The following is a 13,541-nucleotide window of genomic DNA, read 5'->3' as shown; positions in this document are numbered from 1 at the left end:
CAAGCAGAACCTGAAGATCCGCAGCTTCCTCGGTCACAGCATGAATGCCGTCGCCTCGCAGATCTTCGTGGCGCTGTGTGTCTACCTGCTGGTGGCCTTCCAGAAGTTTGTCTCCCGTTCTGCGATGGGCATCCAGGCCGTCCTGCGGCTGGTGCAATTGAATCTGTTCCAGCGCAGACCCTTGGCCGATCTCCTCCGAGGTCGAAAACAGGATCCACCCGAACCCCAAATGCCCCTGCGGCTGAGGGCCGCGTAAGTGGGACAGCAGTGGGGCTGCCCCGAGGGGTGCAGCGTTATTCCAGGCGGGTTCCCCGATTTGGTACAAGGCGGCTTGACAAAAATAGCGCCTCAGATAGACTACTAGATCGAGTTCACTGCCTATCGGCTTTGAACCTATCGAGGTCTCGGCCGCTGAACCCGCGTAGCGAATCAGCGGCCTTTCTCTTTTCTGGGCAGCCATCACGGGCCACCTCCCAGCAAGCGGAGGCATGCAGCCCGAGACCATGTCGGCGAATTTCTGATCTTTCCGATGCTGTTGTCGGCCTGGTAACAGGTCAGGAAGTTGGCTTTAAGCGAACCATCCCGCTTCAGCCCCATGGCTACCACAACGACGAAATCTTCGTAGACGACGGCCACGCGGCGCGTTGCGTCGTACTGGCGGGAAGCCCTGTCCCATCCTTCGAATAGCGCGGCCGTTGGGTGCTCCAGTGTCGCTTTGATCCAATCGATGCGCTGTGCGCGCACCGGGGAAAAAACATCCTTGCGGCCATCCCGCGCCGTACTTTCGTAGAACATGTGGCCGAACTTGCCGGCTCCGAAGTAGACCCGGATGCCGTCAAAAGTCTGGATGTTGCCCCGGCAGTAGACCCGCTCGTAATGCGAACGGTATTCAGCGACTGTGGCGTAGTGAACGAGAGGCGGTAAGGCCATTACCACCCCCCCTGGAGGCGAATCTTGAAGATGTTGAACTTCTCTTCGCCCTTGTGGGTAGGGGCCAGCGTTCGGCCCAGCGCTGATTCGAGTCGTTGGACCACGGAGGCTTTAGCGGTGCCGTCACGCAGGGTGTCGTTGATGCGGCTGCTGGCCGCGCCCAGCAACAAATCGCACAACTGGGTCAATACGACCTCTTGCGACGGTAACGACTGGATGTCGTCGATCTTCGATGTGAGATTCGCACGTGTAAGACACCTGGCGAGCGCAGGTAGACGTCGAGGGTCTCGGTTGCTCTTGATGTCGCAGAAGATCCGGTAGGTGTTGAAATCCAGAATCCAGTGATGCAAAAGCTGGTAATAGAACTTGTAGAATCCCAGCTCTCCATCGTTGTCGTGCAGAGCAAGATTGAGCTGGGTTCGGTCAACGGCGATACAGCGGAAACGCAGATTGTCGCCATGGGCGAAGAATAGGTCGATCAGTTCGAGGTAAAAGTCGCGGCGGTTGGGCGATACCTTGCTCCATTTAATCTCGCCCCAGGCTTGGTGACGTTCTCGCAGCGCGCCGACGCGTGATTTGATTTCGTTGCGCAATTCCTCGGGTAGCCAGAGGCTGCCGATCATGAGGTGTCGCGCACGCGGCTTCGAGGATGTCAGCACATCCGGATTGGCTTCGTCGCAATACACCTCGAACTTCATCTTCTATCCTTGTCCCAAGTTGCTAGCGTTCTAGCGTTCTAGCGTTCTAGCGTTCTAGCGTTCTAGCGTTCTAGCGTTTCCTACGGTAACGAAATTATACCTTTGGGATGATTCGGTGGCAGATGGTGGGCCCGGTCGGACTCGAACCGACGACCAAGGGATTATGAGCGGCTAACTGGCCTGTTTGAAGCTGCCTACATGAGTTTGAGGGTGCCTGAAAGATACTGATATGTTTGACTTTTACGCCTCCATCGAGTCCTATGGTCATTGACGCTGTTGGACAGTTTTTGACCGAAACTGCCTACATGGCGCCTACAATCCGCGACCATGGGACTAGTGGGGGACGTCGTGCGCTTGACAAAGTCGGTAGTCGATCGGGTGGAGCCACCCGCCAAGGGGCAGCGTTTCATTCGGGATGAGGTGTTGACCGGGTTCGGGCTTCGCGTCACCCCGAGCGGGGCGAAGAGTTTCGTTGTGGAGGTCCGGGTCAATGGCCGCAATCGCCGCAAGACCCTGGGGCGTTATGGACCGCTCACCGTGGAACAGGCGCGCCGGGCCGCGCAGCAATACCTGGGGCAAGTCGCCAGCGGGATCGACCCTGTAGCGGAAGCGAAAGCGGCCAAGGCCCGACAGGTCACCGTTCGCGAAGCCCTGGAGGATTATCTTTCCGTTCGAAAGGGGCTCAAGCCGAGCACGATCCACGACTACCGGCGTCACCTGCGTGAATCCTTTCCCGATTGGGCCGACCGGCCATTAGGCTCGATCCGCAAAGACGCTATAGCCGAACGCCACCGTCAGATCGGAGAGCGCAGTCCTGCACGGGCCAACAATGCGATGCGCGTGCTGCGGGCGGTGTTCAACTTCGCACGGGGTCAGTACGAAGGCCCCAATGGTGAGAGCCTCTTTCCCGAAAACCCGGTGGACCGGCTGTCCCATACCCGTGCCTGGTATCCGATCGAGCGTCGCCGCACCTTTATTCACCGGCGTCAGCTCCCGGCCTGGTTCGATGCCGTGGAAACGGTTCGTCAATCCGAAGGGGATTCGGATGCCCGGAGTATCGGGGATCTGCTGCTGTTGTTGCTGTTCACCGGGATGCGTCGATCGGAGGGGATGCACCTGAAATGGGAAGACGTGGATTTTCTGGATCGCACGCTCTGCATTCCGGACACAAAAAACCGGGAACCGCTGACCCTGCCGCTCTCGGACTTTCTGCAGGAGTTGCTGACCCAGCGCCAAGCGCACGCCGATGGACCGTACGTCTTTCCGGGCAAGGGCGGCTACGGCCCGCTGGTGGAACCGCGTCGGCACATGCGCCGGGTGACCGAGCTTTCAGGCGTCCCGTTCACGCTCCATGACCTGCGCCGAACCTTCATCACGGTCGCTGAAAGCCTCGATATTCCGTACTACGCGCTCAAGCAGCTTGTGAACCACAAGGCGGCGGGGGATGTAACGGCGGGCTACATCGTCACCAATTTCGAGCGGCTACGGGGGCCCATGCAGCGGGTGACGGATGAACTGCTGTCGGCGGCCGGCGTACGTGACCGCGGGGCGGTGATTCCTTTCGGTCGTGAGGCGCTGGCATGAAGGAACCGTTGAGCTTTGTCGAAGCCATCCGGGACTTTCACCCGGATCGAAACCGCCCGCCGGTCCTGCACTATCCCATCCGCCGCATTGCATACAACGCGGAACGGTATCTGACCCGCAGCATTGCCGATGACGACGGCGAGTCCTTGGAAGTGCATTGGGAGCCAGAAGAGATTCTTCAGCTAGCCGAGGGGTTAGACGAAATGCGGCGGGAAGAGCGGCGGATTGAAGAGCTTGACCATGACGGCTCCCAACAGCCCTGGAATCCACCGGAGCATATAGAAGAGTTCGCCTACCTGGGGTTGGATTTCATCGTCCCTGCCGATGAGTACGAGCGCTTCGTCTTACCCATGCGTCCCGAAACGACGCTGCTTCACGCGATCGCTGTTCATGCGCTCGGAGTGTCGGCGCAGGCGAATGCGTTGGCCCACGATCTAGCGAAGCGCTGGTGGCCCACGCCATTGCGGGAGTTCGAGCGCATGGCGGAGTTGGCGATTGAAGGCCAGCAATTGGTAGAGGCAGCGGAACGCCATTGCTATGGCCTCGACTCGATCAAGCGTACCCAGGGGAGTGCAGGCAAGGAGGGAGCGAACGTTCGGCACAGCCCACGACGAACACTTTACGACCGGTTTTCCCGGTTCTACCTCGAGGGCGACTTCCCATCCCGGCGGGAGGCGGCAAAGCGGTTCTTTGAAGGCCTGAACGAACAAGAGCAACGCACCATCACCAACAATCGAGATTTGGAGCCCGCGATTCGCAATCTGACGAATGCTCTCCGTAAGTATCTTCAGGCTGAGTCGCAGTAGCAGCGGGGCGCGGGCGGGAGAGCGGCTTGTCCGCCCCGCCCGCCCGCGCTGACGTATCCATCACGCATACACCTAGCGGTTAGATGTAGTACGTCTGGCGGCCATTGGGAATTCCGGTGGCTGTATCCCGGCGTTTGAATGATCGCGTCAATCCACGACGGAGCGCGATCATGCCCGACCAACTTCTGAACACCACGCAAGCCGCCCACCTCTTGGGCGTAAGCAAAGCCTTCCTCGAACGTGACCGCTGGGCGGGTGCTCGTATCCCGTTTATTCGTGTCGGTAGCCGTGCAGTCCGCTATCGCTTGAACGACCTGAACGACTATCTCGATCGTCAGGTTCGCCACTCCACGGCCGAAGGGTAAGTCCTGTGGCTGGGCGCATGAGTACGACAGGCCAGGAGAGGCGGGGTCACACCCTCTTGGAGACTGGTTTTCATATCGACGGTTTCCAGAATGACTGGCGTTTTGATGTTCGCCCCCGGCGTTGGCCGGATGGCAAGACGACTTTCCACCGTTGCCCGATCTGGGCGCCGAAGGGGTGGGACTACCCTCGGGACGACCTGTCGCATATCGAGCTTTGCCTACGGGTGTTGCCCATTCGGTGGCGTGCGATCTGTGAGAACCGATATCGCGAACGGTTGGAAAGAGACGGTCGAAGAGCCGCCAATCTGTGGCTGCTCGGACTCCGCCAACGAGCGAAGCGGGCGCCGGTCGCTCTGACCGCCAGTGATGAAGCCCTACGGCATAAAGCGGGCGAGCTGGCCAGGAAATGCGAAAAGCTCACGCTCGACGGTGCGCGTGCGATCGCTGAACACGCCGGGGTGCCTCGTGCCAGTGCGAAGACAGACGACGGAGAACTTCGACGCTACCGGTGCGAACGGTGGTGGCGCCGTCAGGTTCGGCAGCTACACCTTGTCGCCGTGGAGACTGTCGGTCGCGAACTCGCTTTGGTCTCCCTTCGAAAGCAGCTCTATGTGACCGACGTAGGGCATGCACTCGTGCGCCAGCGGAACCTGCGTAATCAGGCCACCCTTTCCACGATGGAAGCCGTCAACGAGTTGGGCGATACCTTTCGCCTGGACGAACTGGCAGAGCGATCGGTCTCGAACCCCCGCCTCAGGCGCAATGAACTCATGGCGAGAATCGCCGGTACGGAGATCGACGCGCGTGCCCAAGGCTATCGAGCGTTGTTCGTCACCATGACGTGCCCATCTCGCTTTCATGCGACATCGGCCAAAACGGGGGAGGCGAATCCTCGGTTCGACGGTTCCACCCCAAAGGACGGGGCCGATTATCTGAACAAGGTATGGGCGAACGTCCGCCGCTGGTTCAAGGACGCCAGCGTGCCTTTCTACGGCATCCGGGTTCGTGAACCTCAGCACGACGGCACTCCGCACGATCACTACCTGTTGTTCACGCCTCCCGATCAAGAGGCTCGCGTAGTGAAGATCATGCAGAGTTGGGCACTGAAGGACTCATCCAACGAACCCGGGGCCAGCCGCCATCGTTTTACCGTCGAATACATCGACTACAGCCGGGGCACTGCCACTGGCTACGTCGCCAAATACGTCAGCAAGAACATCGACGGCTATGGCCTGGAAGACCCATCTATCGGACAAGTGTCAGACACCCCGGCGCCGCGCGTCCAGGCGTGGGCTTCGGCTTGGCGAATTCGCCAGTTCGCGTTCTACGGTACCCCGGCCGTAGGCATCTGGCGAGAGTTACGTCGCCTTCGAGGGGATGCTGAAGATCCCATCCGATCCGCCGCGCTCGCAGCCGACGCAGGCCAATGGGACCGCTTCGTAGAGGAACTGCGCCGTTGCCCACTGACCTTAATGAAAGTCTGGAGTGACGAGCTCGGCGCGTATGGAGAAGAGAAGGGTAATCAGGTGCTGGGCGTCGAAGCGCCGGGCTCGGAGGTCTGCGTCGAAACGCGAACCCACACCTGGGAGCTTCGGAGCACAGCGGGGCGCCCGTAGGGCGTCCCGCCTTGGAGTTCTGTCAATAAGTGTACGGATGCTCATCTAAAGCTTGAGTCTTGCCAAGCCTTTTAGGATTCCGGCTTATTTGGGCGCTGAGTTTGCCCAGTTTTCGAAGTCGAGTGCCTTGCATCGCGGGATCTTTGCATCCATGTTGGCCAATTATCGAGAGACTTTTTAGCAGACTGCACTTCTCGTGAGTATCCTTTGCTTTTAGTCATTTCACTCTCTCCTAGTGTTTTGGTTTAAGTGCTTCTAGTTGATCTTTTTCATGTGAAAGTTTGGATATTAATCTTTCGATTATCTCACCCGTAGCAGCCTGCTCCAAGGCGATATATGAAAGAACATATCTTTGCATCCTCGGTTCCGCAGTCTTCTCGCTCCAATTTACCGCTTGTCCTGCGCTATCTTTTCTTTCAGATTGCAACTTGAAAAAAAACTGGTATTGTCGCGGGGATACACCGCGGAAAGCCTCGAAAGGAACTTTCGAGCAAGCCTCGCTGCTGTCTTCTGTGATTTGGTTGCGATACAGGTCAGTCGTCAAGCTCTTTGGATAAGGCTCGATATAAACAACCCTAGAAATTCCAGATGCTAATATATGCCGCGCACAGATGTGGCATGGGAATGTGTTTACAAAAAGCTGGGCGCCTTTTATGGAAACACCGCGAGAAGCGGCATCACATATGGCCGCCATCTCGGCGTGAACCGAGCGTCCGAACTCGATCACGTTTGCGGCTTTTATGTCTTTAAGCAGATCAGTTTCCTTCCCTTGGGTTATTTTTGAAGCAATTTCACGAGCTTCTTGTTTTTTGTTATCGCTGGTAATTAAGTCGCTATCAGCCATGCGGTGAATAATCTCAGCAACCATCTGATTCTTATGTTTAGTTCCTGGGTCTTTTCCGTTTTGAAAGTCCCGGTGGTCGGGTTGGTCGCCTTCCCAGTTGTAGCCTCCGAATGCCTTTGGTACTTCGTTAAAGCCTACGCTAATAATTTCGCCTTTATCGCTTAATATTGCAGCCCCTACTTGGCGACTTAGGTCAGCTGATCGCCAAGACGATGCTTCTGCAAAGAACATCCCATATTCATCGATGGTGGGCGTTCGGAAAGGGTGGTTAAAGAGAAGCTCGAGGAAACGTTTGACATCCTTCCTAATGGTCGCCGTGTCTTTTTCATTCAGGAAGAAATCTGCCTTTGGGAAAGCTGATCGAACTTTCTGTCCAAGCTCGGTCCCTTCCTCTTTTTCGTCAATCTGAACAAGCATAGTGGCTTGCTGTTCGAGTTGGCCGTCGTGATCTGCATTAGGCTTGGTGGTTTTCAGATGGTCAGTGAGGCTGGTGACTCTTCTGCTACGGGTTGTGTGGATCGATATGGTGATGAATGCTCGGCCGTAAATGGCTCGGAGCGTCTCAATCTCTTTGGGGTGTTTTAATGAGTCCAAAACGTACGCAGTGCTGCGCTGAACGGTGTTCTCTAGTAGTTCGGGTTCGCTTTGCCAATCAAGACCATTGGGTTCGGCTTCATTCGACTGGGCTCTCAGACGGCGAATTTCAGCCACGGCAAAATATGCGAGCGCATCTGCTCGTCCGGTTATCTCCCTAACCTTGGTTCCAGCGCGCATATGGCGCTCGATCCTCGTGAATTCGTCGCCATGGATTTCGGGCAACCATTCAAGCCCATCGACTTCATGGAGGGTGGAGCTGAGGCGTACTCTCTTGGTCTCGTATCCGTAGGAGTGAAGCGAGTCATTGAGTGCGGTATAGATTTCATCTCGGTTGGTCCCAATGGGACCAACCAAACCGATGAAGAGCTCTGGTCCCTTGAAGGATTCGAGCGGATCAGAGGGCAGCAGCTGGCTCGCGTCGAGGCTCATGTAGAAGTAAGTCCAGAAGGCGATTGGGTAATACGGAGTATGGCACTACGTGGCGGGTCTTGCAGGGGTTGGTTTGGGGCTAGGTGAACGTGATCCGGAGTCCTGGGCACTTTGCCTACATGGTGCCTACATGCGAAGCGGGAAACATTTTTCGGTTTGTAACTGATTGAAAAATGGTGGGCCCGGTCGGACTCGAACCGACGACCAAGGGATTATGAGTCCCCTGCTCTAACCAACTGAGCTACAGGCCCGTATTCGGGGTGGGTGCAAACGATTGCGGCGCCATTCTACCCGGAAAGGGGAGGATGGCGCCGCAGGGTGGTTGGCGCTTGGAGGCCGGCCGGGTGTTACTCGGCGTCGGTATAGGTGCGCAGCAGTTCGGCGCGGGTCGGGTGGCGCAGCTTGCGCAGGGCCTTGGCCTCGATCTGGCGGATGCGCTCGCGGGTGACGTCGAACTGCTTGCCGACCTCTTCGAGGGTGTGGTCGGTGTTCATGTCGATGCCGAAGCGCATGCGCAGGACCTTGGCCTCGCGCGGGGTCAGGGTGGACAGGATCTCGCGGGTGGCCTCGGTGAGGCTTTCCTGCGCGGCCGAGTCGGACGGCGATGCGACCTTTTCGTCCTCGATGAAGTCGCCCAGGTGGGAGTCTTCGTCGTCGCCGATCGGGGTTTCCATGGAGATCGGCTCCTTGGAGATCTTCATTACCTTGCGGATCTTGTCCTCGGGCATCTCCATGCGTTCGGCCAGCTCTTCCGGTGTGGCTTCGCGGCCCATCTCCTGCAGCATCTGGCGGGAGACGCGGTTGAGCTTGTTGATGGTCTCGATCATGTGCACGGGGATGCGGATGGTCCGGGCCTGGTCCGCGATGGAGCGGGTGATGGCCTGGCGAATCCACCAGGTGGCGTAGGTCGAGAACTTGTAGCCGCGGCGGTATTCGAACTTGTCCACGGCCTTCATCAGGCCGATGTTGCCTTCCTGGATCAGGTCAAGGAACTGCAGGCCGCGGTTGGTGTACTTCTTGGCGATGGAGATGACCAGGCGCAGGTTGGCCTCGACCATTTCCTTCTTGGCGCGGCGGGCCTTGGCCTCGCCGATGGACATGCGGCGGTTGATGTCCTTGATCTCGGAGATGCTCAGGCTGGCGTCGTGTTCAATCTCGGCCAGCTTTTTCTGCAGGCGTACGATCTCGTCCTTGTGCTGGGCCAGGGCGGTGGTGTACTTGCCCTTGGCCTTGCAGGCCTCCGTGATCCAGTCGAGGTTGGTCTCGTTCTTCGGGAAGCTGTCGATGAACGCCTTGCGCGGCATCTGCGCCTGTTCCACGGCCATATCCATGATGCGGCGTTCGTGGCGACGGATGTGGTCGATGCTGCCATGCAGCTGGGTGGTCAGCTGGTCCACCATGCGCGGCACCAGCTTGAATTCCATGAAGTATTTGGCGGTGGCCTCGCGCGCGACGGCGTAGGCCTCGCGGTTGCCCTTCTCGAAGGCCTTGTGGGCCTTGGCGTGCAGCTTGCGCAGCTTGTCGAAGCGTTCGCGGGCCTCTTCCGGGTCCGGGCCGGTGTCGACCGGTTCGGCGGCCTCTTCGTCTTCCTCGGCGTCTTCGACCTCGTCGACGATGGCATCCAGCTCGGCGCTGGCCTGCTGTTCGGCGGCGGCTGCGGCGGCGGCCTTCTGCTCGTCAAGGGCCTTTTGCGCCTGCTCCGGCGTTACCAGGCCGCGGGCGACGGCCTCGCCATTGGCGTGGTCGTTCGGGTCGATGAATGAGACCACCAGGTCGGTCAGGCGGCCGTTGTTCTCGACAATCTGGTCGTATTCCCGGATCAGGCGTTCAATGGCACCCGGGTGGTGTGCCAGCGCGAACAGGACCTGCATCAGGCCTTCTTCGATGCGCTTGGCGATGCGGATCTCGCCTTCGCGGGTCAGCAGCTCGACCGTGCCCATCTCGCGCATGTACATGCGCACGGGGTCGGTGGTGCGGCCAAAATCGGAGTCGGCCGAGGCGAGCGCTGCCACGGCATCTTCGGCATCCTCGTCGGCGGAGACGGAGCCGTCGGACAGCAGCAGGCTGTCGGCGTCCGGGGCCTGCTCGTGGACCGCGATGCCCATGTCGTTGATCATCGCGATGATGTCCTCGACCTGATCGGAGTCGATGATCGAGTCGGGCAGGTGGTCGTTCACCTCGGTGTACGTGAGGTATCCCTGCTCCTTGCCTTTGGCAATCAGTTCCTTGAGCTGGGATTGCTGCTCTTCACGATTCATGCGGTGGTTCTCCGAGGGAAGTCGAGTCGGCCGAAAAACAATCCTACATTGTAGCAGAAGATTCTTATATTGCTGGTTGTCTGACAGATTTTCCGGTCAACGGCAATGGTGCGGCGCCATGACCATGTCGCCGGGTCTGTCTCCTACAGTGCGGCCCCGAGAAGGTACTTCAAGGGCCGAGGCCCGGGCGTTACCGCCGGTGGACTGATGGCCCTGTGTGCGCAAGCACAGCGGATCAGTCTCAAATCCGACAGGCTCCTATGGTGACGCTGATTGAATCGCACGTCCGCGCTCGAGTCGCTTTTGCGTGCGTTCAATGCGCGGTGACGGCCGCGCAGTCACTCTGCTACAGGTGAGCCGCAACGCCGTTCCCGCGCCCGTTTTTGATTAACAACGGGCGGCCGAGCCCCGCTTTCAATGGCTTGTGGGGTTGGTGCCCCCCCGATTCCGAATGAATATGGTCCGATCCTGCGTTGCGCCCCGAATCCATCGAAAACGGGCGGGCAGAACCACTACCCGCTGCACGCCGCGCCTTGTCTCGGAACGCTTGTCTCCAGAAACTGGGGGGCACCCACGCGGACGTGCGATTCAATTAGCGTCTCCCTGGTCGGGGTTCTCGTAGGAGGGCCGGTCGCAGCTTTGCAGCTGCCGACTTAGACGGCTCAGTTCGGCGCGTTGTTCCGTGCCCAGTTCGGCACCGGGGCGGGTGAGTTCACGAATCCGCGTCCGATAGTGCTGGCGCAGTAGCTGGCGGGCGCAGTCGATGGCGGTCTGACGGGTCACGGCCTCCTCGCGATCATCCAGTTCCTGGTGGGCCAGCGCCATTAGGCGCTGGAAGTGGCGCTGGTCGCGAAACCGTTCCAGCAGCCCGGCGGTATGGCGCCCGGGGTGTTCGCGCAGGATCTCCAGCAATTCGCGCAGTGTGGCGGCTGCCACGCCGGGGAGTTCGGTCAGCTGGCGGATCTCGGGTTGCGACCAGTCCAGGTCGGGGTGTTGCAGTACGCGCGCGAGCAGTGCCCCCCACAGGGCCGGAGGGTTCTCGCCATCGCTGGCGTCGCGTGGTCGCGCGGATGAGGGGCCGGGGGGATCGGCACGGTCATCGCGTGCGGCGGGTGCCGGTTCGGTCAGGGCCTGTTCCAGGCGCTCGCGGCTCAGGTGGGTCTCGTCGGCGATACGTTCGACCAGCTGGTCGCGGAACAGCGGGTCGCGGGCGGTGGCGACCAGTTTCATGGCGGCGTGCGCGAAGCGGGTACGACCCTCGGCGGTGTCGGTCGGGTGTTCTTCGCGCAGCAGCCGGACGAGCGTCTCGGACAGGGGCAGGGTGCCGGCCAGACGTTTCTCCCAGCCGGCGAGGCCGTCGCGCAGGACCAGGCTGTCGGGGTCGTCGCCCTCGGGAAGGAACAGTACGCGTGCCTCGCGCAGGCCCTGGATGGCGGGCAGCGTCTCGGCCAGCGAACGCCAGGCGGCGCGGCGACCCGCGGCGTCGCCGTCGAAGCACAGGGTGATGCGCGAGACCTGACGGAACAGGCTGTCCAGGTGGGCGCGGGTCAGGGCGGTGCCCATGCAGGCCACTGCGCGCCGAAAGCCGGCGCGCGCCAGTCCGATCACGTCCATGTAGCCCTCGACCACCACGAGGTCATCCAGCCGGGTGCCGGCCTTGCGCGCCTCGAACAGGCCGTAGATGGTCTGTCCCTTGTGGAAGACCTCACTCTCCGGGCTGTTCAGGTACTTCGGCTCGCCGTCCTCGATCAGGCGCCCGCCGAAGCCGGTGATGCGCCCGCGTCGGTCGCGGATCGGGAACATGATGCGCGCGCGGAAACGCTCGCGGATGCCGCCGTCGTCGCGGCGCGCGGCCAGCCCGGCATCCACCATTTGTTGCGGGGTGAAGCGTGGCTTGAGGGCCTCGATCAGGCCCGAGGGCGGGGCCCAGCCGATCTGGTAGTCGCGGGCGGTGGTGCCGTCGATGCCGCGGTTCTTCAGGTACTCGACCGCCTTCGGCGTCTGGCGCAGTTGCTGCACGTAGTAGTCGGCCGCCGCGTTCAGGGCCTCGTACAGCGGCGCGTGGGCCTCGCGCTTGTCATCGCCCCCGGCCTCGCGCGGGACCTCCAGTCCGGCCTGCTCGGCTAGCTGCTCGACCGCTTCGGGAAAATTCAGGTTCTCGTACTCCATCAGGAAGGTGATGGCCGTACCGTGTGCCCCGCAGCCGAAGCAGTGGTAGAACTGCTTTTGCGGGGATACGTAGAACGAAGGGGTCTTTTCGCCGTGGAACGGGCAGCAGGCGGCGAACTCGCGCCCGGCCTTCTTCAGGCTCACGCGGCGCTGGATCACCTCGACGATGTCGCTGCGTTCGAGCAGCTCGTCGATAAATGCCTGAGGGATGAGGCCTGCCATGGTGCCGTGTCGTCGCCCGCTTTTCCGCAAAACGTCATGATACCCGTGGAGTCATCCAGTGGGGGCGGGTGGGACGCAGGGCTGGCCGTTGGACAATGCCTCGGCTCGTGATCGCGCCGGTGGGACTGTGAGAGCCTTGGTGACAAAAAAGGCGCCACAAGGGCGCCTTCAGGTCTGAGGGGGTGCGGATTATTGTGACCTGGGGAGGAAATCGAACATGCCGAATTCCTCGTTGTGTGCAAGGATGAACAGCCCCGCACCGAAGTCATCGTCCGGTTCCGATAGACTGGCGATCCCTTCGATCGTGCCTTCGGCCAGGCATCCGCCTCCCGAGAGCGTCAGCTCGATGTTGTAGGCATTCGCGCCGGAGGCAGGCTGTTCGATAGAGCCCGTGTAATTGCAAATGGGGAAGCTCTGGCCGTTGAATGAACCGTCGGCATCGACATTCAGCGAAATGTTGGGGACGACCCCGTCCCGAGTTCGATAAACGCCTTCGAAGTCGGACAGCGTGGTCTCTTTCTCGAGAAAATCGCTGTATTCCATCTCGGAGAAGGTTTCGCTACCGTCCGCGCCGAAGTCGGCGGTTACTGTCAGCGTGTCCTGTTCGCCAAGCGTGCCAAAGACCTCAAAGTCTTCGCGTTCGGTGAAGATCCCGGCATCCGTGTCGAGTTCGGAGTTGAACCCGAGTGCAGGGTTCGGACCGAAGCCGAAGTCGCCGTTGTCAGGATCGAATGTGACTACTGCGCCGAAGCCAAAGTCATTGAATGTGCCTTCTTCCAGGCCATCCACGGTGAAGCCGAACATGCGATCGCCAATCGTGACGATGGCAAATTCTGCGTCATCTCCATCCGATGAGCTGCCGGATCCGCCGAGCCAGACGCCGTCGGTGGGTTCCAGGTTAACGGTCGGGTCGCCGTTGCCGTTGTCGGTGTCCCCGTTGTCGGTGTCCCCGTTGTCGGTGTCGCCGTTGCCGGTATCGCCGTTGCCGGTATCCCCGTTGCCGGTATCCCCGTTGCCGGTATC

General features: G+C 60.1%; 10 protein-coding genes, 1 tRNA gene and 1 pseudogene. 5 read left to right on the top strand and 7 right to left on the bottom strand.

Going from position 1 to position 13,541, the window contains the following annotated elements:
• Positions 1 to 256: pseudogene (locus tag G332_RS13710) on the top strand (IS4 family transposase); the annotation flags it as partial.
• Between the two features lie 203 nt (positions 257 to 459).
• On the opposite strand, the gene G332_RS0110560 reads toward G332_RS13710, so the two are convergent.
• Positions 460 to 930 (bottom strand): hypothetical protein, encoded by a 471-nt coding sequence (locus G332_RS0110560; protein WP_019626964.1) that lies wholly within the window; start codon positions 928 to 930, stop codon positions 460 to 462.
• Positions 930 to 1,628 (bottom strand): DUF3800 domain-containing protein, encoded by a 699-nt coding sequence (locus G332_RS0110555; protein WP_019626963.1) that lies wholly within the window; start codon positions 1,626 to 1,628, stop codon positions 930 to 932. The genes G332_RS0110560 and G332_RS0110555 overlap by 1 nt, the downstream gene beginning before the upstream one ends.
• A gap of 327 nt (positions 1,629 to 1,955) precedes the next feature.
• Between G332_RS0110555 and G332_RS0110550 the strand changes: the two genes are divergently transcribed.
• The 4 genes from G332_RS0110550 (at position 1,956) to G332_RS0110535 (ending at position 5,999) form a co-directional block, all read left to right on the top strand.
• The gene (locus tag G332_RS0110550) at positions 1,956 to 3,212 is read left to right on the top strand and encodes a site-specific integrase (protein WP_051080551.1); all 1,257 of its coding nucleotides are present in this window, start codon (positions 1,956 to 1,958) and stop codon (positions 3,210 to 3,212) included.
• On the top strand, positions 3,209 to 4,018 hold the full coding sequence (locus tag G332_RS0110545; RefSeq protein ID WP_019626961.1) for a hypothetical protein: 810 nt from the start codon (positions 3,209 to 3,211) through the stop codon (positions 4,016 to 4,018). The genes G332_RS0110550 and G332_RS0110545 overlap by 4 nt, the downstream gene beginning before the upstream one ends.
• Before the next feature lie 170 nt (positions 4,019 to 4,188).
• A complete protein-coding gene (locus G332_RS0110540; RefSeq protein WP_019626960.1) occupies positions 4,189 to 4,383 on the top strand; it encodes an AlpA family transcriptional regulator in 195 nt (64 codons plus the stop codon).
• Between the two features lie 56 nt (positions 4,384 to 4,439).
• Positions 4,440 to 5,999, top strand: a complete 1,560-nt coding sequence (locus G332_RS0110535; protein WP_231362891.1) for a replication endonuclease — start codon at positions 4,440 to 4,442, stop codon at positions 5,997 to 5,999.
• Between the two features lie 232 nt (positions 6,000 to 6,231).
• Here G332_RS0110535 and G332_RS13375 read toward each other — a convergent pair whose 3' ends face one another.
• The 5 genes from G332_RS13375 to G332_RS0110515 all read right to left on the bottom strand — a co-directional run.
• Entirely contained in the window at positions 6,232 to 7,869 is a 1,638-nt protein-coding gene (locus G332_RS13375) for an anti-phage dCTP deaminase (RefSeq protein ID WP_038059723.1), read from the bottom strand.
• Between the two features lie 174 nt (positions 7,870 to 8,043).
• Positions 8,044 to 8,120, bottom strand: a tRNA-Ile gene (locus G332_RS0110530).
• A gap of 96 nt (positions 8,121 to 8,216) precedes the next feature.
• Entirely contained in the window at positions 8,217 to 10,127 is a 1,911-nt protein-coding gene (gene rpoD, locus G332_RS0110525; protein ID WP_019626958.1) for an RNA polymerase sigma factor RpoD, read from the bottom strand.
• Positions 10,128 to 10,715: 588 nt separating this feature from the next.
• Positions 10,716 to 12,518, bottom strand: coding sequence for a DNA primase (gene dnaG / locus G332_RS0110520; protein WP_019626957.1), 1,803 nt, complete (start codon positions 12,516 to 12,518; stop codon positions 10,716 to 10,718).
• 189 nt (positions 12,519 to 12,707) lie between these two features.
• Positions 12,708 to 13,541: hypothetical protein (locus tag G332_RS0110515; protein ID WP_026340786.1), on the bottom strand; the 834-nt coding region annotated here is incomplete at its 5' end.

The organism is Thioalkalivibrio sp. ALJT, from assembly GCF_000381825.1.
Classification (GTDB): Bacteria; Pseudomonadota; Gammaproteobacteria; order Ectothiorhodospirales; family Ectothiorhodospiraceae; genus Thioalkalivibrio.
Note: the sequence above shows the minus strand (reverse complement) of the source record. Positions and strands in the feature narration are given on the sequence as shown.